The organism is Streptomyces sp. NPDC101234 (assembly GCF_044767525.1).
GTDB classification, from domain to species: domain Bacteria; phylum Actinomycetota; class Actinomycetes; order Streptomycetales; family Streptomycetaceae; genus Streptomyces; species Streptomyces sasae.
The window spans coordinates 134,834-155,460 of the sequence record NZ_JBIWOA010000006.1 but is presented as its reverse complement, the minus strand read 5'-3'; the positions used below and the strand labels follow the sequence as shown (position 1 = coordinate 155,460).

The window sequence follows — 20,627 nt, the reverse complement described above, 5'->3', positions numbered from 1 at the left end:
TCACTCATGCGCGCAAGAGCGCGTTCAATCGATGCCGATCACCAGCTGCTCACAACCCCCGCCGGGAACACGCCCGGTACGAGCGAAGCACCATGGCCGGCGTGGTGACGAAGGTGGTGATGATCGGTATGTCGGCCACGGTGGCTCCCGTTTCGCACATGCAGGGGAAGAGGCACCTGCCCGGGGGGACTCTAATCCCCGGCGTCACGACCCCGGTGCGTCGGGTGCTGCCCGGGTGCCGCCCGTGCGTTGCCCGGGTTCGGCCGGAATTCGTCTCCCCCTTGACCGACTTGCCGTTGCTTTGACGAACCGTTCGACGGGCGTTCAGCCATTCGTCTGTGGCTGGGTTGTGTGTCGTCCATAAGGTCCCTGCGGATTGCGGAAGAAGGGACGCATGGGACTCATGGACACACTCCTCGCAGTCCGGGCCCGCGGGATCACCAAGTCCTTCGGCGATGTCGTCGCACTCGACGGCGTCGACCTGGATGTGACGCAAGGTCAGATCCACGGCCTGGTCGGACCCAACGGCGCCGGCAAGACGACACTGCTCGGCCTTCTGCTGGGCCTTGCCGTCGCCGACGGCGGCCGGCTCGAGATCCTGGGCACCCCGGTCGAACGGGCGCTCGCCGCACCCGACGGTGTCGCCGGTTTCGTCGACGCGCCCGGCCTCTACCCCTCCCTCACCGCACGGCAGAATCTGGCCGCGCTGGCCGCACTCCGCGGCCTCGACGCGGGCAAGGCGGGCAAGGCGGGCAAGGCGGGCAAGGCGGGGGCGGCGGGTGCGTCGGGCATCGACGACGTGCTCGGCGAGGTCGGGCTCACCGATGTCGCCGACGACAAGACCCGCGGCTTCTCCCTCGGCATGCGCCAACGGCTGGGGCTCGCCGCCGCCCTGCTCACCCGGCCCCGGCTGCTCGTCCTCGACGAACCGTCCAACGGCCTCGACCCGGCCGGCAAGCGCCATGTGCACGGTGTCCTCACCCGGCTCGCCGCGGACGGCACCGGCGTGGTGCTGTCGAGCCACCGGATGGACGACCTGGAGGCACTGTGCTCCGAGGTCACCATCCTCGCCACCGGACGCGTCGTGTTCTCCGGCCCGCTGGGCAAGCTGGCCGCCGAGAACCGTGAACTCGACTACCGGCTGCGCACCTCCGACCCCGACACCGCGCGCCGGATCGCCGACGACACGACCGGGATCCGGATCATCGACGACAGCGGCGTACGACAGGACGCCGACGTCCTCGTCGTACGCGCGCTGGTGCCCGCCCTGGACGAACTCGTCGCGAAGGTCGTGCGGTCGGACGTCGCGGTGCGCGAACTCGCCCCCGTCGTATCACCGCTGGAGGCTGCGTTCCTCGCCCTCACCGAGCAGCAGGAGGCCGGCCGATGACCGCCGTCGCAGTCGAAAGCAGCGTGGCTCCCGCCCGCCGTGTCCCCGTGTCGCGCGGCTACCGCTTCGAACTGGTCAAGCTGGTCTCGCAGTGGCGGATCCGGCTGCTGGTGCTCGCCTGCTGGATCGCGCCGGCGCTGTTCGTCGCGGGGGTGAGCCAGCAGAGCACGCTGCCCGCGGACACGCTGTTCGGCCGCTGGATGCACGCCACGGGGTGGGCCGGGCCGCTGGTCATGCTCGGTTTCGCGGGCACCTGGGCGCTGCCGCTGCTGACGTCGGTGGTCGCCGGTGACGTGTTCGCCTCCGAGGACCGGCTCGGCACCTGGCGCCATCTGCTGGTGGCGGTCCGCTCGCCCGCGCGGATCTTCGTGGCCAAGACGCTGGCCAGCCTCACCGTCATCCTGCTGCTGGTCGCCGGGCTGGCCGTCTCCAGCGCGGTCGGCGGACTCGTGGCGGTCGGCAACCAGCCCCTGGTCGGACTGGACGGCCATCTGCTGTCGCCCGGGGACGCGGCCGTACGGGTCCTGCTCTCCTGGGCCGCGGCCCTCGCCCCGACCCTCGCCCTGGCCGCGATCGGGCTCCTCGGCTCGGTCGCGCTGGGCCGCTCCCCGATGGGGCTGCTGCTGCCCCCGGTCGTCGCGCTCGCGATGTCGGTCGCCCAGATGCTGCCGCTGCCCGTGGCCGTACGCCTCGCCCTGCCCGGCTACGCCTTCATCTCCTGGAACGGCCTGTTCACCAGCCCCACCCAGCTCGCCCCGCTCCTGATCGGCGTCGCGGTCGGTCTGGTGTGGGCCGTGCTCGCCACCGTGCTGGCCTATGCGCTGTTCGTACGGCGGGACTTCACCAACCCGGCCTACGACGGCAACGGGCGCCGTGCGCTCACCATGGGACTGCTGCCGCTGGCCGCGCTGACCGCCGTGACCGTGGGGGCGGTCGCCGTGGCCACCCCGTCGACGGGCTCCGGCATCGACCAGGGCAAGGTCCAGGGCTCCCTCGCCACCGCCTTCGCCCACCTCTACCGGCAGCAGACCCGCCAACTCCACCGTCCCGCCGTCACCGAGGCTCAGTTGCGCACCACGGCGGCGTGCACCAAGAGCGACGGCCAGGCCGCCCAGGAGGGCGCGGGCAACGACTGGCGCTGCGTCGTCAGCTGGCAGCTGCCCGGTGTCGCGGTCGCGGGGACGGCGATCTATCAGCTCGACATCACCTCAGACGGGCGGTTCGTGGCCGACGGCGACGGTCCGAAGGAGGTCAACGGCTACTTCCTTGTACGGACCCCGACCGGAGACGCCCCGAATCCGCTGTGGCAGTTCGACGGGAACGTCGAACTGCTGGACACCCAGTCAACTACTCGGCGCTAAAGGACTGAGCATGTTGACTCAGTCCGGAAAGGCTCCGCTTATGCTCCCGACTGCCCCCTACGGCAGGGCGGTCACAGGTCACATCTACCGGCTCCGGCTGTGCCGGGGTTGGATCGGGCATGTTGACGAATACCCACGCCGTGGCCCCGCGTTTGGCGATGTTGACCCCGGCGACGTGGTCGGCCGGCCCAGCGAGGCCGCACCGACGACAGTGGAAATCATCCCGAGTGCGCCGGTTGGTGCGCTCGGTGTGGCCGCAGCGCGGGCAGCGCTGCGAGGTGTAGGCCGGATCCACCTCGATGAACGGGACGCCGGCGCGGCGTGCCTTGTAGGCGATGAACGCGCCGAGCTGGTGGAACGGCCAGGAGGACTGTCGTGCTCGCTGGTCGCGGGGAACCGTGACCCGCTCGCGGATGCCGCCCAGTTCTTCGAGGGCGATACCGCGTTCGGTGTGTTGGGCGACAGCAACGACGGTCTTGGAGATCCTGTGGTTGACGTGAGTGGCGTGCCGCGCCTCACGGCGTCCACGCTTCCTGAGGAGCTGTTTGGCACTGCGGGTCTGTCTGGCCTGGAGTTCGGCCTTCTTACGGGCTTGCCACCTGCGGTAGCGGCCAAGCCGACGGCCCGTGTGGTTGTCGCCGTCGGAGGTGGTGGCGAGGTTGGTGATGCCTCGGTCGACCCCGATGAAGCCCTTCGGGTCGAATACTTCTGGCTCGGGAACATCGATGGTGGCGACCAGAAACAGCCTCCCGTCCCGCTCGATCAGGTCGCTCTCGCCCTTGCGGTGCTCGGTGAGCTGCTTGAGTGCGCCGGGCGAACAGGCGAAGCGGACGTGTTTGACCCGGCCGTCCAGCGTCCATATCGAGACGGTCTGAGCGTCGTAGTTCCACGACAGGCACCGGTCGTCGTAGGTGTGCGCCGCGTCAGGGCGAAAAGCGATGGGCTTGGACTCCGCCTTGTGGCGGCGCTTGGAGTGTTCGGGGCCGAGGTTCCCGGCCTTGATGCTCGCCCGCAGCGTTGTGTAGGCGTCGGCGACCCGCTTGATCACATGTTGGGCGGCCTGCGCGCCGAAGCCATGGGCCTTCAGCTCGCCGTAACACAGCTTGCGCAGCTCGCGGACCGAGCCCTTGAGGCGGAAGTGCTCGAACGAGAGGGCGGACACCCAGGTGGCCGCCTCGTTCGCCGCTTGCAAGGTGCGCCCGACTGCCGCTGTCTGCGCGGCATCCGGAGCGAGTTTCACCTGCACGACGAGCTTCACACCAGAGAACGTACACAGCCGTGCGACGTGCCACCGCATGTTCGTTCACGATCACCCGAACCAGTGAACTGCGGCCTGCCGCACCGTATTTTGCGGCTCCGCCGGAATCCCCACCCGCCCACTACACGGCCGCACCACGACCAGGGCACTGCGGCCTCCGCGCCACCCACACACGATGCGATTCCTCCTGGGTGTGAACGCCCGGGGTTCCTTGTAAGAACCAGTTGAAGGGAACAGTTCCGTGCAGGTAACCCGCCAGCGTCGGATCAACCAGAAGAGACAGATCAACCTGTTCGGCAGGAACGTCGGCCGCCGGACCCTGCTGGTGACGACGGGTATCGCCGTCGCCCTCGGCGTCACGGGCACGGCGGTCGCCTCGACCTACCAGTTCGGCACCCAGCAGGTCGCCCAGGTCACCGCCAACGGCCAGGTCGTCTCCGCCGACCAGTACATCAACCCCTACGGCAGCCGTACCGTCATCAACGACGGCAAGATCATGTCGTCGACGGTCAGCCCGGACGGCTCCCACCTCGCGGCCTCCATCGCCGACGGCGACGCCTCGCTCGTCGTCATGGACCTGAGCACCGGTCAGGTCAAGCAGAAGGTCGGCACCAACGCGGCGGACGACCTGCGCATCAGCGCCGGCGCCGTCGGCCAGGAGGGCCCGACCTACTCGCCCGACGGCAAGCAGCTGTGGCTGGGCCAGGCGAACGGCTACACCAAGTTCACCGTCAACGCGGACGGCACCCTCTCCACCCCGACGGCCGTTCCGATCGCGGCCGACGGCTCCAAGCAGGCGCTGGTGGGCGCGGCCGTGTTCTCGGCGGACGGCTCCACCGTGTACTCCGCGGTCAACGGTCAGAACAAGGTGGTCGCCATAGACGCGGCGACCGGCACGATCAAGCAGACCTGGGCCGTCGGCAACGCCCCGCGCGGCCTCGCCCTGGTCGGCGGCAAGCTCTACGTCAGCAACGAGGGCGGGCGCCCGGCCAAGGTCGGCGACACCACCATCAACTCGTACGGCACCAATGTGGTGGCGAACCCGGAGACCGGCGCCAGCACCACCGGCACGGTCAGCGTCATCGACACCGCGGACGCGTCCGCGGCCGTCGGCACCATCGACGTCGGCCTGCACCCGACCGCCGTGTACGCGAAGAACGGCGCGGTGTTCGTCACCAACACCGCCGACAACAGCGTGTCGGTCATCGACAGCCGCAAGGACCGGGTCGTCCAGACCATCGCCACCCAGCCGTGGCCGGAGGCGTCGGTCGGCTACGAGCCCAACGCGGTGACCCTCACCGACGACGGCCGCCTCCTGGTGACCCTCGGCCGCGCCAACGCCGTCGCCGTCTACCGCTACACCTCGTCGAACCCGCAGCAGCCCGCCCGCTACGTCGGCCTGCTCCCCACGGACTACTACCCCTCGGGGATCTTCGCCGACGGCAAGCACGTGGTCGTCGCCAACACCCGTGGCGTGGACGCCCGCCGACCCGACGCCGCCGGCCACAACACCCACGACACCACGTCGAGCCTGACGCAGTTCACCCTGCCGGGCGACTCCACCATCAAGGCCCAGACGGTCAAGGTCTTCAAGCAGAACGGCTGGACCCCCGGCTCGGTCAGGACGGCCAAGGGCAAGGGCTACACGACCGCCGTCCCGGTCCCGACGCGGATCGGCGCCCCGTCGACGATCAAGCACGTCTTCCTGCTCGTCAAGGAGAACCGGACCTACGACCAGGTCTTCGGCGACCTCCCGCAGGGAGACGGCGACTCCTCGCTCACCCAGTTCGGCGACAACGTGACGCCCAACCAGCACGCCCTGGCCGAGCAGTTCGGGCTGTACGACAACTTCTACGACATCGGCACCAACTCCGCCGAGGGCCACAACTGGCTGATGCAGTCCGACAACCCGGAGTACACCGAGTCGTCGGCCGGCGAGTACACGCGCAGCTACGACACCGAGGACGACGTCCTCGGCCACCAGAAGACCGGTTTCATCTGGACCGGCGCGCAGGCGGCCGGGAAGTCCGTCAAGGACTTCGGCGAGTTCCAGTCGCTGGAGACCAAGCCGGCCGGCGCGACCTGGCAGAACCTGTACTGCGACAGCAAGACCATGGCCGCGACCGGGGCCCAGACCCAGTACCCGATCAAGACGGGTTCGGCGATCCCCTCGCTCAACAAGGTGGCCGTGCAGGGCTTCCCGCTGTTCGACCTGAACGTCCCGGACATCTACAAAGAGCAGATCTGGAAGCAGGACTTCGAGAAGAACGGTCCGGCGAACCTGAACATGTTCTGGTTCTCCAACGACCACACCGGCGGTCCGGCGAACGCGGCCGCCGAGGTCGCCGACAACGACCTCGCGGTCGGCCGGATGGTCGACGAGATCACCCACAGCAAGTACTGGAAGGACTCGGCGATCTTCGTCGTCGAGGACGACTCCCAGGCCGGCCTCGACCACGTCGACGGCCACCGCGCCCCGGTCCAGGTCATCAGCCCGTACGCCAAGCACAGCACGGTCGACAACCACTACTACTCGCAGATCACCATGGTCCGCACGATCGAGCAGATCCTCGGGATCCAGCCGATGAACCAGCTCGACAGCGCGGCCACCCCGATGTACGGGGCGTTCACGCAGAAGGCCGACGACACCCCGTTCACCGCGGTGCCCAACCGGACCTCGCTGACCCTCGGCGTGAGCCCGCAGCCCACCTGCGGCTCGGACACCCCGGCGGCCCAGAACCCCGAGGCCGCGGCCGCGCCGACCACCGTGTCGGTGCCGGCGGCCGAGAAGAGTGTCGCCGCGCAGTGGAAGACCTGGTCCTCGCACCAGCGCCTGACCGGCACGAACGCCGTTCCGGACTACGCGAACGCCATGCAGATGAACCGCTACACCTGGTACCAGACCCACAACTGGGCCAAGGCGTACCCCGGTGACAAGAAGATCTACGCACCGAACGACGTCCCGGGCGCCTACCTCCCGACGTCGGAGAACGACGGCTGACGCAGCGTCCGTTCCTGTCGGGGAACCCCGGGCCGCCGGTCCGGGGTTCCCCCGTTTTCCGGCCCGATGGCGCGCCGTGGGGTATGCCCCGCGGGGTGCGCGGTGCGTCAAGCTTGCTGCGAAGCGCACGAGAGCAGAGAGCAGAGAGAGAACAGGGAGAGGACAGGGAGACGTCATGACCGACAAGCCGACCGTGGCCGTGCTGGGCACCGGCATCATGGGCGCCGCGATGGCCCGCAACCTCCTCAGGGCCGGGCACACCGTCCGCGCCTGGAACCGTACCCGCGCCAAGGCCGAGCCCCTCGCCGCCGACGGCGCCCAGGTCACCGACACCCCCGCCGGTGCCGTCGAGGGCGCCGACGCCGTCCTGACCATGCTGTACGACGGCAACACCGCACTGGAGACCATGCGCGAGGCCGCCCCCGCGCTGCGTCCCGGGGTCGTCTGGGCCCAGTCGACCACCGCGGGCCTCGACCAGATCCCCGCACTCGCCGCGTTCGCCCGCGAGCACGGACTGGTCTTCTACGACGCCCCGGTCCTCGGCACCCGCCAGCCCGCCGAGGCCGGACAGCTCACCGTGCTGGCCGCCGGGCCCGAGCAGGGCCGGGAGACGGTCACGCCCGTCTTCGACGCCGTCGGCGCCCGCACGCTGTGGACCGGCGACGACGGGGCGACGGCCGCCGCCACCCGGCTCAAACTGGTCGCCAACAGCTGGGTCCTCGCCGCCACCGCGGCCACCGGCGAGGTCGTGGCCCTGGCCCAGGCCCTCGACGTCGACCCGCAGAAGTTCTTCGACATCATCGCGGGCGGCCCGCTCGACATGGGCTACCTGCGGGCCAAGGCCGGGCTGATCCTGGACGGCGGGCTGACCCCGGCCTCCTTCGCGGTGGACACCGCGGGCAAGGACGCCCGGCTGATCGTCGCCGCCGGCACGAGCCGCGGCGTCCGCCTGGACGTCGCGGAAGCGGCCGCCGCACGGTTCGCCCGCGCCGCCGCCCAGGGCCACGCCGACGAGGACATGGCCGCCGCCTACTTCGCCAGCTTCGACGACAAGTAGCCGGTCCGCCGACGTGACGGCCCGCGCGCCGAGGAGCACCCTGGAAGCAGCGATTCCGGAGGTGGTCCCCATGATGCAAACCGCTGTGGGCTGGCATGTCGAGCTGGAGTTCCTGGAGGACGACACCCACACACGCGCGGCGGCCCTGGTCCGGTTGCCCGACGGTACCGAGGTACGGGCGCACGGCCATGCGAGCCGCCACGAGTCCGACAGCAACCAGCCGAGAGTCGGCGAGGAGATCGCAGGCGCCCGCGCCTTGAACGAGCTGGCCATGCAGTTGCTGACCAAGGCACACGGTGAGATCGACGCGGATTCGGGGCGGCACTCGCATCCGATCAACGTGTGAGGGGCGCGGGTGCGGTGGTGAGAGGCGGCGCGGGGGTGCCTTCGGCGGTTACGACAGCGCCGTGCGCACCGCCCGCACCAGCGCCTGCGCCCGCGGGTCCGCCGTCACGCTCTTGCGGAAGCCGTTGGTGACATAGCCGAAGGCGATGCCCGACTCCGGGTCGGCGAAGCCGAGCGCGCCGCCGCGGCCCGGGTGGCCGAAGGAGGTGGGGGAGAGCAGCGGGGTCGCGCTGCCGTGCAGCATGTAGCCGAGCCCGAAGCGGGTGGAGATCACCAGGACGCGGTCGGGTCCCGCCGACTGCTCGGTGCGGGCCTGCTCCATGGTCTCCGGCGCGAACAGACGGCGGCCGCCGTCGACCTCGCCGATCAGGGAGGCGTAGAAGCGGGCCAGGCCGTCGGCGGTGGCGATGCCGTTGGAGGCGGGGAGGGCGGCCGCGCGGTAGGCGGGGTCGTTCTCGTCCGGGAGCGGGCTGATCGCGCCGAACGCCCGGCGGGTCAGCGACGCGGGGTCGGCGTACGCCTCGGAGACGGCACGCTTGGGCCGGGTCCGCAGCACGCCGGCGGTCTCGGGCGCCGCCACCGGCCCGACGCGCCCCACGCGCGTCTGCTCCACCTCCGGCAGCCCGAGCCACAGCTCGGCGCCGACCGGACCGGCGATCTCGTCCGCGATCCACTCGCCGATGCCCCGCCCGGTCACCCGGCGCACCAGCTCACCGGTCAGCCAGCTGAAGGTCTGCGCGTGATAGCCGTGGTCGGTGCCCGGCTCCCACACCGGCGCCTGCGCGGCCACCGCGGCGGCTCCGGTATCGGGGTCGGCGGCCTCGGCGGGTGTGAGCGGCCGGTCCAGCACCGGCACGCCCGCACGGTGCGCGAGCAGCTGGCGTACCGACGTCCGCTCCTTGCCGGCCGCCTTGTACTCCGGCCAGTACTCATCCACCGGAGCGTCCAGGTCCAGCTGCCCGCGCTGCCACAGGAGCAGCAGTACGGCGGCGGCGACGCCCTTGGTCGCCGAGCGCACTATCTGGGCGGTGTCCCGCTCCCAGGGCGCCCGGCCGGCGTCTCCGTCGAAGTCCCGGGCGCCGCCCCACAGGTCGACGACCCGGTGCCCGTCCCGGTACACGGCCACCGCCGCGCCCCGGTCCCCGAGCAGCTCGAAGTTCTTCACGAACGCGTCCCTGACCGGCTCGAAGCCCTCGGCCACAGTGCCGTTCACGTCCACGTCCGTACTCCCTGCTCGGCGGTGCCGCTGTTCTCCTTTCAACCAAGCACGATCGTCACGTCGATGTTCCCGCGCGTCGCGTTCGAGTACGGGCACACCTCGTGGGCGGCGTCCACCAGCTTCGCCGCGACGTCCGCGTCCAGCACCGGCAGCGAGACGCTGAGGGCGACCGCGAGACCGTAGCCGCGCTGCTTGTTCGGGCCGATACCGACCTTCGCGGCGACCGTGGAGCCGGTCAGGTCGTAGCCGGAGCGGTTGCCGACGAGGATCAGCGCGTTGTGGAAGCAGGCGCTGAAGCCGGCCGCGAACAACTGCTCCGGGTTGGTGCCGTTCCCGTCCCCGCCCAGCTGCGGCGGCATCGCCACCTTGAGGTCGATCTGGCCGTCCTGGCTGGTGACATATCCGTCCCGGCCGCCGTGCGCGGTCGCCTCGGCGACATACATGATCTTCGTCGGACGGGTGTCGACGGTGGCGCCTTCGATCACGGCGGGACCTCCCCCAGGACAGAAACAGTGGTGGGCAACACAGATGTGTGCAAGCACATCGTGCACAAGGTACCGACCGGTAGGAAGCCCTGGGATTACCAGGGGGGTGGAAACCGTGGGTAACAGGAGGCGGCTATGCCGGCCGGGAGGCCGCCCTGCCCGCCCGTTCCGCGAGCTCCCGCAGCTCCTCGCGCAGCCGCGCCACGTCCGCCCCGCCCAGACCCGTCGTCGTGAGCAGGGCGCCAGGTATGCGCGCCGCGCGCTCCCTCAGTTCCTCCGCGCGCCCGGTGCACGCGACGAGCACCGAGCGCTCGTCCTGCTCCGAGCGCTCCCTGCGCACCAGGCCGGCCGCCTCCAGCCGCTTCAGCAGCGGCGACACCGTGCCGTAGTCGAGACGGAGCGCGCCGCCCAGGTCCTTGACCGTGGTCTCGCCCCGCTCCCACAGGACGAGCAGGACGAGGTACTGCGGGTAGGTGAGCCCGAGTTCGTCGAGGAGGGGGCGGTAGGCGGCGGTCACGGCGCGCTGTGCGGCGTACAGCGCGAAGCACAGTTGGTCGTCCAGCCGTGGCGATCCCGCGTCCTCTTGATGCGTCACGCGCCCATTGTCCCGGACGCGGAGAGGCGGCGGACGGCCGTCACGGAAACGCGTCACATGCCACGGCGCGCGGCGACCGCCGCGCGCGGGTCGAAGCCGAACGGCAGTTCCAGCCGGTGCGCGCGCATCAGGGCGTCGTCGGAGAGCAGGTCACCGGTGGGCCCGTCGGCGGCGATCGTGCCGTCGCTCAGGATCAGGGAGCGCGGGCACAGCTCCAGGGCGTAGGGCAGGTCATGGGTGACCATGAGGACCGTGACGTCCAGGGAGCGCAGGATGTCGGCGAGTTCGCGACGGGAGGCCGGGTCGAGGTTGGAGGAGGGCTCGTCGAGGACGAGGATCTCCGGTTCCATGGCGAGCACGGTGGCGACGGCGACCCGGCGGCGCTGGCCGAAGGACAGGTGGTGCGGCGGGCGTTCGGCGAAGCCGGCCATGCCGACCCGGTCCAGGGCGGCACGCACGCGTGCCGCCAGTTCCGCGCCCTTCAGACCGGCCGCCGCCGGTCCGAACGCCACGTCCTCGCGCACCGTCGGCATGAACAGCTGGTCGTCCGGGTCCTGGAAGACGATGCCCACCCGGCGCCGGATCTCCGCCAGGTGCCGCTTGCCGACCGGCAGCCCGGCCACCGTCACCGTGCCCGTGCCGCCGCTCAGGATGCCGTTGAGGTGCAGCACGAGGGTGGTCTTGCCGGCGCCGTTCGGCCCGAGCAGCGCGACGCGTTCACCGCGTTCGACGGTGAAGTCCACGCCGAACAGGGCCTGGTGCCCGTCCGGGTAGGCGAAGGCGAGGCCGGAGACCTCCAGAGATGCAGTCACAGGGCCCATCCCAGTAGACAGACGACGAATGCGGACAGTGGCAGTGCAAGGGCGCGGGACCACTCGGCCCGGGACGCGGTCACCTCGTCGATGACCGGCATCGAGCCGGTGTACCCCCGGCTCACCATGGCCAGGTGGACGCGCTCCCCGCGTTCGTAGGAGCGGATGAACAGCGCGCCCGCGGTCTTCGCGAGCACGCCCCAGTGGCGCACGCCCCGCGCCTCGAACCCGCGCGACTCCCGGGCGATCCGCATCCGCCGCATCTCGTCGGTGACGACATCGCCGTAGCGGATCATGAACGAGGCGATCTGGACGAGCAGCGGCGGGAGCTTCAGCCGCTGGAGGCCCAGAAGCAGCTCACGGAGCTCTGTGGTGGCCGCCAGGAGGACGGAGGCGGCGACGCCGAGTGTTCCCTTGGCGAGGACGTTCCAGGCGTCCCAGAGGCCGTTCACGCTGAGCGGGAGGCCGAGGACGCCGACCCGCTCGCCCTCCGCCACGAACGGCATCAGCACCGCGAACGCGACGAACGGCACCTCGATCAGCAGCCGCCGCAGCAGGAAGCCGGCGGGCACGCGCGCGTGCTGTGCGACGAACGCGAGCAGCACGGCGTACAGCGCGAACGCCCATATCGCCGCGCGCGGTGTGGAGACCACCACGACCACGAAGGCGAAGGCGGCGGCGAGCTTGGTGTGCGGCGGGAGCGCGTGCACGGGGGAGTGCGCGTGCCGGTAGAGCCGGTGCGCGTGGCCCGAGCCCATCTCAGCGCACCTGGGAGGGGGCGGTCGTACGGCGCTTGCGCACCACCCGGAACACCGCGCTGCCCGCGACGACGGTCGTGCCCACCCCGATGACGCCCGCGAGGCCGCCGGAGAGGCGGGCGTCGGAGACGTCCTCGACGCCGTAGTCGGCGAGCGGGGAACCCGCGGCGGCGTGCTCCTCCGTCCTCGCGTCGATGCCCTGGTCGCGGGCGACCTTCTCCAGGCCGTCGGGGTCGGAGGAGGCGTAGAAGCTGACGAAACCGGCGAGCACCAGGGACGTCACCAGACCGGTGGCCCACAAGGCGCGGCGGGAGGCGCGCGCCCCCGCCACGGGCGCGGAGGGCGCCGCGGGCGCGTCCACCAGCACGCCGTTCACCCGCAGCTTCAGCCCCTGCCGCATCCCGCGCGCCCCGTACACCAGGTCGGGGCGTACGGCGATGACGGCACCGACCGTGAGCGCGGTGATCGCGGCCTCACCGACGCCGATCAGCACATGCACGCCGATCATCGCCGTGGCCACCTTGCCGATGGACACGTCGGTGGTGCCGCCGACGGCGTAGAGGAGCGTGAAGGCGACGGAGGCGGCCGGGACGGAGAGCAGGGCGGCGACGAAGGACGCGGCGGTCACCGAGCGCCGGGAGCGCGGCAGGACCTTCAGCAGGCCCCGGAAGACGCCGTACGCGACCACGGTCGTCACGATCGCCATGTCGGTGATGTTCACGCCGAGCGCGGTCAGCCCGCCGTCCGCGAACAGGATGCCCTGCATGAGCAGGACGACGGACACGCACAGCACCCCCGTGAAGGGGCCGACGAGGATCGCGGCCAGCGCCCCGCCGAGAAGATGGCCGCTTGTTCCGGCCGCGACGGGGAAGTTGAGCATCTGTACAGCGAAGATGAACGCCGCCACCAGGCCGGCCAGTGGAGCGGTCCGTTCTCCCCCACGCTCGGCTTCGCTCGCGCGGGAGGTGCCCCCCTGTTCACGGCGGGCGCCGCGCAGGCTCACCGCGAGGGCGCCGACCGCGACCGCTCCGGTGACCGCGGAGGTGGGGGCGTCGAAGAATCCGTCAGGTACATGCACCGTTCGATTTTAGGGTCCTATTGCGAAGCTTTTGCAAGAGCTAGAAGGTTGTGAATCGCACATCCGGGAGCGCGCGCGAGATGCGACGGCCCCCACAAGCGCATTCCGGAAAATGTGCGACATTGGATGCAAAGCGGATGGACGGCTTTCGCAAAGGTCACGGAGCGTAAAGGGAAGTCCGATGTCTGTAGTCGAGCAGTACGCGCGAGCCCACATCGTCACGGACGAGGACGAGCGGGAGGAGCCGCCCGCGGTGCCCGTCGTCCTGCGCTACGACCCCGACGCCGATCCGCGGTCGGTACGGATCGGGCTGCCCGGGACGGACGAGTGGACCTTCTCGCGCTCGCTGCTGGAGCAGGGCCTCAGGGCGCCGGCCGAGAGCGGCGACGTACGGGTGTGGCCGCTGGGGCGGGTGCAGGCCGTGGTGGAGTTCCACTCCGACCACGGCACATCGGTGGTGCAGTTCGAGTCGAAGGCGCTGCTGCGCTTCCTCAGGCGCACCTACATGGCCACTCCCGTGGCCGGCTGAGGAACCGCCCCACAGGGGCGAGCGCCCCGCAGGGCCCTAGAGGGACGCCCCCAGCTTCAGCAGCGCCGCCACGATCGGTCCGGCCGTGTCGCCGCCGTGGCCGCCCGCCTGGACCACGCCCGCGGCCGCCAGGTCGCCGCAGTAGGCGGTGAACCAGCCGTTCGGCTTCTTCTGGCCGTCGACCTCTGCGGAGCCCGTCTTGGCGCCGCAGCTCGAACTCAGGCCCGACATCGCCTTGGCCGCCGTACCGTAGGCCGCCGTGTAGGACATGACGTCCTTCAGCTCGGACTGCGTCTTCGACGACATCGTCCGCGAGGCCTTCGCGATCGTCCGGTTGTCGACGCTCGGGGAGACCAGGTACGGCTGGTGGAAGGAGCCGGCCGACACGGTCGACGACACCGACGCCATGTTCAGCGGGTTCATCCGCACCCCGCCCTGCCCGATCAGCGAGGCGCCCATCTGCGCGCCGCTCTGCACCGGGACCGAGCCGTCGAAGGTCGGGACGCCGATGGCCCAGTTGTTCATGCCCAGGCCGTAGACCTGCTGCGCCTCCGTCGTCAGGTCGCTGTTGGACAGCTTCGGCGCGAAGTCGATGAAGGCGTTGTTGCAGGAGGCGCCGAAGCTCAGCTTGAAGGAGCCCTGCTTGATCTCGGAGTTGTCGTCGTTGTGGAACGTCCAGCCGGCCAGCTTGTACGTCTTCGGGCAGGGGTGCGAGGCGTCCGGGGTGATGAGGTTCTTCTCGAACAGCATCGTCGAGGTGACGATCTTCATCGTCGAACCGGGGGCCAGTGAGCCCTGGAAGGCCACGTTGAAGCCGTGACTGCTGTTGGCGACGGCGAGGATCTCGCCGGTCGAGGGCCGCATCATCACGACCGAGGCGTTCTTCTGCGTGGTGACCTGCTTCTCGGCGGCCGCCTGCAGGGTCGGGCTGAGCGTCGTCTTCACTGTGCCCGGGGTGCCCTTGCTGAGCTCGACGAGGGTCTTGTCGGACGCTCCCGCCTTCTCGGACGCCTTGCCGCGCACCACGCGCAGTTCGACGCCCGCCTTGCCGCCCGCCGTCTTGCCGAACTTCTCGCGCAGCCCGTCGAGCACCGAGCCCAGCGACGGGTACTTGGCGGTGGTGATCTCCCCGCCGTCGCGGTCCAGGGCCTTGATGGGCGGAGTCCCGGACTCGCCGGTGACCAGGGTGTCGCCGTCCTTCATGTCCGGCTGGACGACCGAGGCATGCCAGTTGACCAGCGGCTTGCCGTCGCTCTTGCGCCGGACGACGGTGAACGAGGAGTCGTAGGACAACGGCTTGCTGACGCCCTTGTACGACACCGTAGCCTTCACGGAGAACGGGACCTTGTCGCCGGTGCGGGTGCCCTCGGTGAGGGTGACGTCCTTGATGTGGGCGTCCTTGCCGTAGCCGGTCAGCAGCCTGACGCAGGCCGCGGCGTCGTCCGTGACGGCGGCGGCCGAGGTGGCCTTGCCCTGCTGCCAGGACGCCAGGAAGGTCCGGGCCGTCGTCTGCACCTCGGTCGCCGACAGCGGGCCGGTCTTGACGTCCTTGTGGTGGGCGGCGCTCGACGACGCCGCGTCGGCCGCCCCGCCGCCGTACAGCGCGTAGAGGCCGAAGCCGGCGCCGCCGACGACGACGGCGATCATCCCGCCGATGACGGCGGGTCTGTTCTGCCGTCGTTCGACGGCGCGCCTTCTCTTGCCCACAGCTCAGTTCCTCCGCGCACTTCCCCAGGGTCCCCGCCGCCCCGTAGCCCTCACGCTCCCCAACGACTGCACCAGCCTAGAGTCCCGGTCTGTGGGAGTGACGTCAGCCACCGATCCGTAGCACACTCGCGACAATCGGCCCGGCCGCGTCGATGCCGTGACCGCCGTCCTGGGTCATGGCCGCGGCCGCGACGTCGTTGCGGTAGCCGGCGAACCAGCTGTTCGACCTGGTCTGCCCGTCGACCTCCGCCGACCCCGTCTTGGCGCCGATGCTGCCGCGCAGGCCGCGCATCACACCGGCCGCGGTGCCGCTGGTCGCGGTGCGGTTCATCATGGCGCGCAGCTGTGCGGCCGTACCGGCCGACAGACCCTTCGCGGTGGCCAGGTCACGGCCGTCCAGCTTCTGCGAGACCAGCACCGGCTGCCGGAAGGTTCCCGTCGACGCGGTCGCCGCCACGGAGGCCATGTTCAGCGGGCTCATCTGCACCTGGCCCTGGCCGATCAGGTTGGCCGCGGTGTCCGGGCCGCCGGAGGCCGGCACCCGCCCGTCGAAGCTCGGGATGCCGACCTTCCAGTTGTTCCTCCCGAGCCCGAAGCGGTCCTCGGCCTCCTTGGTGAGGGAGTCGACCTGGACCGAGTCCGCGTACTTCACGAACGCCGTGTTGCACGACCGCGCGAAGCTGTCCGAGAGGGTGGCCTTCTCGTCCGGCTCCAGTCCCTTGAGGTTGCTGAAGGTCTGGCTCTGCCAGGTCGCGGTCGGCGGGCAGGGCGCCGGGCCGACGGCCGTCGTGAGGCCGGTGTCGATAAGGGTGGCCGCGCTGACGATCTTCATGGTGGAGCCGGGCGCCAGCTCGCCGAGGAAGGCCGCGTTGAAGCCGTCCTCGCGGTGGTTGGCGACCGCGAGCACCTCGCCGGTGCTGGGCTTGACGGCCACCACCGACGACTCGGCGTACTTCGTCACCGCCGTCTCGGCGGCGGCCTGCACGCGTGCGTCGAGCGTCGTACGCAGCTTGCCCGCCCTGCCCTCCTCAAGGGTCAGCAGCGTCGTGTCGGCGGACTCCTCGGACGCGTGCCGGATCACCAGCTCCACGCCCGGGGTGCCGCCCGCCTTGTCGCCGTAGCGGCTGCGCAGCTCGTCCAGGATCGGGCCCAGGGACGGGTACTTGTCCTTCGTGAGTACCTTGCCGTCGCGGTCCACGGCCTCGATCGGCGGACTCGCCGCCTCGCCGGTGGACAGGGTGTCGCCGCGCCGCAGGTCCGGATGGACCACGGACGGCGCCCAGTCGACGAGCGCGCGGTGCGTGGTCTCGCCGCGCACGATCTTCAGTGAGCTCTTGTAGGCGAGCGGCTTCGACTTCCCGCCGTAGGACACCGTCGCCTTCACGGCGAAGGGCACGGTGGCACCGGTCGCCGTGCCGGGCGTGATCTGCACGTCCTTGATGTGCGCGGTGGCGCTGAAGGAGGTGAGTACGGGCTCGGCGTCCGCGGAGTCGTTCGTGAACGACGCCGCCGTCACCGACTCGCCCTTCTCCCAGGCCGTGAAGAACTTCTGGGTGGTGTCCTTGATCTCGTCCTTCGTGGGCGGCCCCGTCCGTACGGACGGCGTGCTGTCACCGTGCAGCGCCGACAGGACGTTGTAGGCGGCGTAACCGCCCCCGCCCAGCACGGCCGTGCAGACGCCGCCGACGATGGCGACCTTGACCCCCTTGCGCATGGTGCGAAATCCCTCCCCGTGTGCTTTTGCCGCATTTTGTGAACGCGTTCAAAAGCTGGTTGTGGCTCGCACTGTAGGTCGTTGTGAAGCTCCTGTGGCAGGTGTTCTCCGATTGTTGTCCGAACGGAGATCAGGGATGTGGCTCACACCCAGGTATCGAGCCACATACGTGAACGCCAGGAGTCGATCGGGATCGCCGTGCCCGTGTACAGGGGCCAGAAGTAGATGAAGTTCCAGACGATCAGCAGCACCAGGACGCCCGCGCCCGATGCGCCGACCAGGCGGCGGGTGTCGCTGGAGCCGGGCGGGCCGATGATCGCGCCGATCATCATCGCCACCGCCAGACACAGGAACGGCACGAAGACGACGGCGTAGAAGAGGAAGATCGTGCGCTCCTGGTACATGAACCAGGGCAGGTAACCGGCCGCGATGCCGCAGGCGATGGCGCCCGCCCGCCAGTCACGGCGGAAGGCCCACCGCCACAGCATGTAGACGATCGCGAAGCAGGCCGCCCACCACAGCAGCGGTGTGCCGATCGCCAGCACCTCACGCGCGCACTTCTCGCCGGCGTTCGCCGGGCAGCCGTCCGTACCGGGGGAGGGCGACTCGTAGAAGTACGACACCGGGCGGCCCAGGACGATCCAGGACCAGGGGTTCGACATGTACGTGTGCGGCGACGACAGGCCGACGTGGAACAGATAGACCTCGTGCTCGTAGTGCCACAGGCTGCGCAGCCAGTCCGGCAGGAACGTCCAGTTGCCGCCCTTGCCGTCGGTGGCCGCCCAGTTGCGGAAGTAGCCGCCGGTGCCGTCGGTCGGGGACAGGATCCACGCGGTCCAGGAGGCCAGGTAGACGGCGATCGCCACCGGCACCGTCGCCAGGAACGTGATCCCCGTGTCGTACTTCAGGACCGCCTTGTACGGGTGCAGGGCGCCCGCCACCTTGCGGGCGCCGACGTCCCACAACAGCGCCATCAGGCAGAACGCGGCCAGGATGTAGAGGCCGTTCCACTTGGTGCCGATCGCGAGGCCCAGCAGCAGGCCCGCGGCCCACCGCCAGGGGCGCCAGCCGAAGCGGAAACCGTCGGCCACGCGCGCGTCGGGGCGGATCCGGCCGTCCGCGTCCGGCTGGAGCGCGGCGGCGATTTTCTCCCGTGACCGGTCCCGGTCGATGATCAGACACCCGAACGCCGCCAGCACGAAGAACATCAGCACACCGTCGAGCAGCGAGGTGCGGCTCATCACGAAGTGCAGGCCGTCCACCGCCATCAGCGCGCCGGCCAGGCAGCCCAGGAGGGTGGAACGGAACATCCGGCGCCCGATCCGGCACAGCAGCAGCACGCTCAGTGTGCCCAGCAGCGCCGTCATGAAGCGCCAGCCGAACGGGTCGAAGCCGAAGATCAGTTCCCCGAGCCCGATGACGTACTTGCCGACGGGCGGGTGCACGACGTACGCCGCGTCCGCCGGGATCGTCAGATGGCCGTGCGACTGCAGGACCAGATCGTTGGCGTTCTTGTCCCAGTTGACCTCGAAACCACGGTGGACCAGCGCCCACGCGTCCTTCGCGTAGTACGTCTCGTCGAATATCACCGCCCTCGGGCTGCCCAGGTTCCAGAACCGCAGCAGACCCGCCATCAGCGTCACGAGCAGCGGGCCGCCCCAGCCCGACCAGCGCGTGATCCGCTCGGCGAGCACCGGGGGCACACCCAGCCCGAGCCACAGCCGGGGGTTGGGCTCGGCGTACGGCGGCACCAGACGGTCGACGACGTCGGCGTGCGCACCGGCGTCCGCGGCGCTACTGCCGCCGGTGGTGTGCGCCGTCTGCGCCGGACTCGCCGTGTAGCCGAATCGGCGCAGCCGCTGCTGCCACGTCGGCCGCTCGTCGAGCACTGCCTGGCCCTGCCGGGTGTCCGTGGAGGACGCGGTACTGGTCACCGCGCCATCGTAGGGAACCGTTCTGTGTGAGTCCCGTGCAATGGGGCTTAGAGGTGGGTTCCTTTGCGATCGCAGCCCGGCTCCGGGGAGGGGCTGTCGGTGGCTGCTGCGAGGATGGGGAGGTGACTGGAACCCTTGTCCTCGCAGGCACCCCCATCGGCGACGTCGCGGACGCGCCGCCCCGGCTCGCGGCCGAGCTGACCGGCGCCGACGTGATCGCGGCCGAGGACACCCGGCGGCTGCGGTGGCTCACGCAGGCGCTGGGTGTGACGCCCAAGGGCCGCGTGGTGTCGTACTTCGAGGGCAACGAGGCCGCCCGCACCCCCGAGCTCGTCGAGGAACTCCTCGGCGGCGCGCGCGTGCTGCTCGTCACCGACGCCGGAATGCCCTCCGTCTCCGACCCCGGCTACCGGCTGGTCGCGGCCGCCGTGGAGAAGGAGATCCACGTCACAGCCGTCCCGGGACCGTCCGCCGTGCTCACCGCGCTCGCGCTGTCCGGGCTGCCCGTCGACCGGTTCTGCTTCGAGGGCTTCCTGCCGCGCAAGGCGGGCGAACGCCGCTCCCGGCTCCAGGAGGTCGCCGAGGAGCGCCGCACCCTCGTCTACTTCGAGGCCCCGCACCGCCTCGACGACACCCTTGCCGCGATGGCCGAGGTCTTCGGCGGAGAACGGCGGGCCGCCGTATGCCGTGAACTGACCAAGACGTACGAGGAGGTGCGGCGCGGGCCCCTGGCCGAGCTGGCCGTGTGGGCCGCCGAGGGAGTGCGCGGCGAGATCACCGTCGTCGTCGAGGGCGCTCCCGAGCGCGGGCCCGAGGAACTCGGTGCGGAGGAGCTCGTCCGGCGGGTGCGGGTGCGGGAGGAGGCCGGGGAGCGGCGCAAGGAGGCGATCGCGGCGGTGGCCGTGGAGGCGGGGATTCCCAAGCGGGTCGTGTTCGACGCGGTGGTCGCCGCGAAGCGTGTTGATGGGTGAGGTCGGTTTCGGCCGCGCCGTCGTGGTTGCTTTTGTGCAGTCGGCTCCGGGGCGGTGGGGGCTGGTCGCGCAATTCCCCGCGCCCCTTTCGGGGCGCCCTGGTGACCGGCGTTCCAAGGGGGCGCTCCTTGATCTTTGAGCGCGCCGCTTCTCCCTTGAGCATGCGCCCCTGACCTGCGGAGATGCTCCCTCTGAGCGAGGAGCTACTCGCCTGAGCGCGCGCCCCACGGGACGGTAAAGCGAGGGCGGGAAAGGCAAAGCCAACCCCCCTGTCGCAAGGCCGATTCGGCAAGTGAAGTCCAAATCGCCTCCAACAGTCGACAGGCCTGATGCATTCGCGCCGGTGAAGGCGTCCACTGGTCAGCAGGGACAGCACCCGTCCCTCACCCCCAACGGGATTCCGGGGGGAATCC

17 protein-coding genes are annotated in these 20,627 nt (G+C 70.5%); 7 read left to right on the top strand and 10 right to left on the bottom strand.

Annotated elements, in window-relative coordinates:
* Positions 1-403: 403 nt before the first annotated feature.
* The gene (locus ACIRR9_RS13425; protein ID WP_403751178.1) at positions 404-1,390 is read left to right on the top strand and encodes an ABC transporter ATP-binding protein; all 987 of its coding nucleotides are present in this window, start codon (positions 404-406) and stop codon (positions 1,388-1,390) included.
* Positions 1,387-2,751: an ABC transporter permease gene (locus tag ACIRR9_RS13420; protein WP_403750739.1), complete on the top strand. Its 1,365-nt coding sequence runs from the start codon at positions 1,387-1,389 to the stop codon at positions 2,749-2,751. The genes ACIRR9_RS13425 and ACIRR9_RS13420 overlap by 4 nt, the downstream gene beginning before the upstream one ends.
* Here the strand turns inward: ACIRR9_RS13420 and ACIRR9_RS13415 are convergent.
* A complete protein-coding gene (locus ACIRR9_RS13415; protein ID WP_403750737.1) occupies positions 2,738-4,009 on the bottom strand; it encodes an RNA-guided endonuclease InsQ/TnpB family protein in 1,272 nt (423 codons plus the stop codon). The genes ACIRR9_RS13420 and ACIRR9_RS13415 overlap by 14 nt on opposite strands.
* A 241-nt stretch (positions 4,010-4,250) precedes the next feature.
* On the opposite strand from ACIRR9_RS13415, the gene ACIRR9_RS13410 reads away from it, so the two are divergent.
* The 3 genes from ACIRR9_RS13410 to ACIRR9_RS13400 all read left to right on the top strand — a co-directional run bounded on the left by ACIRR9_RS13410 (position 4,251) and on the right by ACIRR9_RS13400 (position 8,413).
* On the top strand, positions 4,251-7,010 hold the full coding sequence (locus ACIRR9_RS13410; protein ID WP_403750735.1) for an alkaline phosphatase family protein: 2,760 nt from the start codon (positions 4,251-4,253) through the stop codon (positions 7,008-7,010).
* 175 nt (positions 7,011-7,185) lie between these two features.
* The gene (locus ACIRR9_RS13405) at positions 7,186-8,067 is read left to right on the top strand and encodes an NAD(P)-dependent oxidoreductase (RefSeq protein WP_403750733.1); all 882 of its coding nucleotides are present in this window, start codon (positions 7,186-7,188) and stop codon (positions 8,065-8,067) included.
* A gap of 70 nt (positions 8,068-8,137) precedes the next feature.
* Entirely contained in the window at positions 8,138-8,413 is a 276-nt protein-coding gene (locus ACIRR9_RS13400) for a DUF1876 domain-containing protein (RefSeq protein ID WP_365336281.1), read from the top strand.
* Positions 8,414-8,461: 48 nt separating this feature from the next.
* On the opposite strand, the gene ACIRR9_RS13395 is transcribed toward ACIRR9_RS13400, so the two are convergent.
* The 6 genes from ACIRR9_RS13395 to ACIRR9_RS13370 all read right to left on the bottom strand — a co-directional run bounded on the left by ACIRR9_RS13395 (position 8,462) and on the right by ACIRR9_RS13370 (position 13,359).
* A complete protein-coding gene (locus ACIRR9_RS13395) occupies positions 8,462-9,631 on the bottom strand; it encodes a serine hydrolase domain-containing protein (protein ID WP_403750731.1) in 1,170 nt (389 codons plus the stop codon).
* Between the two features lie 38 nt (positions 9,632-9,669).
* Positions 9,670-10,074: an organic hydroperoxide resistance protein gene (locus tag ACIRR9_RS13390; RefSeq protein ID WP_365336332.1), complete on the bottom strand. Its 405-nt coding sequence runs from the start codon at positions 10,072-10,074 to the stop codon at positions 9,670-9,672.
* 175 nt (positions 10,075-10,249) lie between these two features.
* Positions 10,250-10,711 (bottom strand): MarR family transcriptional regulator, encoded by a 462-nt coding sequence (locus ACIRR9_RS13385; protein WP_365336283.1) that lies wholly within the window; start codon positions 10,709-10,711, stop codon positions 10,250-10,252.
* 53 nt (positions 10,712-10,764) lie between these two features.
* Positions 10,765-11,532, bottom strand: coding sequence for an energy-coupling factor ABC transporter ATP-binding protein (locus tag ACIRR9_RS13380; protein ID WP_403750729.1), 768 nt, complete (start codon positions 11,530-11,532; stop codon positions 10,765-10,767).
* A complete protein-coding gene (gene cbiQ, locus ACIRR9_RS13375) occupies positions 11,520-12,281 on the bottom strand; it encodes a cobalt ECF transporter T component CbiQ (RefSeq protein ID WP_403750727.1) in 762 nt (253 codons plus the stop codon). Before cbiQ ends, ACIRR9_RS13380 begins: the two co-directional genes overlap by 13 nt.
* A 1-nt stretch (position 12,282) precedes the next feature.
* The gene (locus ACIRR9_RS13370; protein ID WP_403750725.1) at positions 12,283-13,359 is read right to left on the bottom strand and encodes an energy-coupling factor ABC transporter permease; all 1,077 of its coding nucleotides are present in this window, start codon (positions 13,357-13,359) and stop codon (positions 12,283-12,285) included.
* Positions 13,360-13,540: 181 nt separating this feature from the next.
* On the opposite strand from ACIRR9_RS13370, the gene ACIRR9_RS13365 reads away from it, so the two are divergent.
* Positions 13,541-13,888 carry an SsgA family sporulation/cell division regulator gene (locus ACIRR9_RS13365; protein WP_365336287.1) on the top strand — a complete coding sequence of 116 codons (348 nt, stop codon included), beginning with the start codon at positions 13,541-13,543 and terminating at the stop codon, positions 13,886-13,888.
* A 36-nt stretch (positions 13,889-13,924) separates the two neighbouring features.
* Here the strand turns inward: ACIRR9_RS13365 and ACIRR9_RS13360 are convergent, their stop codons facing one another.
* From ACIRR9_RS13360 to ACIRR9_RS13350, 3 genes are all read right to left on the bottom strand, one after another.
* Entirely contained in the window at positions 13,925-15,595 is a 1,671-nt protein-coding gene (locus ACIRR9_RS13360; protein ID WP_403750723.1) for a penicillin-binding transpeptidase domain-containing protein, read from the bottom strand.
* 103 nt (positions 15,596-15,698) lie between these two features.
* Positions 15,699-17,309: a penicillin-binding transpeptidase domain-containing protein gene (locus ACIRR9_RS13355; RefSeq protein WP_403750721.1), complete on the bottom strand. Its 1,611-nt coding sequence runs from the start codon at positions 17,307-17,309 to the stop codon at positions 15,699-15,701.
* Between the two features lie 143 nt (positions 17,310-17,452).
* Positions 17,453-19,243, bottom strand: coding sequence for a dolichyl-phosphate-mannose--protein mannosyltransferase (locus ACIRR9_RS13350; protein WP_403750719.1), 1,791 nt, complete (start codon positions 19,241-19,243; stop codon positions 17,453-17,455).
* A 122-nt stretch (positions 19,244-19,365) separates the two neighbouring features.
* Here ACIRR9_RS13350 and rsmI point away from each other — a divergent pair, with 122 nt between their 5' ends.
* The gene (rsmI, locus tag ACIRR9_RS13345) at positions 19,366-20,214 is read left to right on the top strand and encodes a 16S rRNA (cytidine(1402)-2'-O)-methyltransferase (protein ID WP_365336291.1); all 849 of its coding nucleotides are present in this window, start codon (positions 19,366-19,368) and stop codon (positions 20,212-20,214) included.
* Positions 20,215-20,627: the final 413 nt, after the last annotated feature.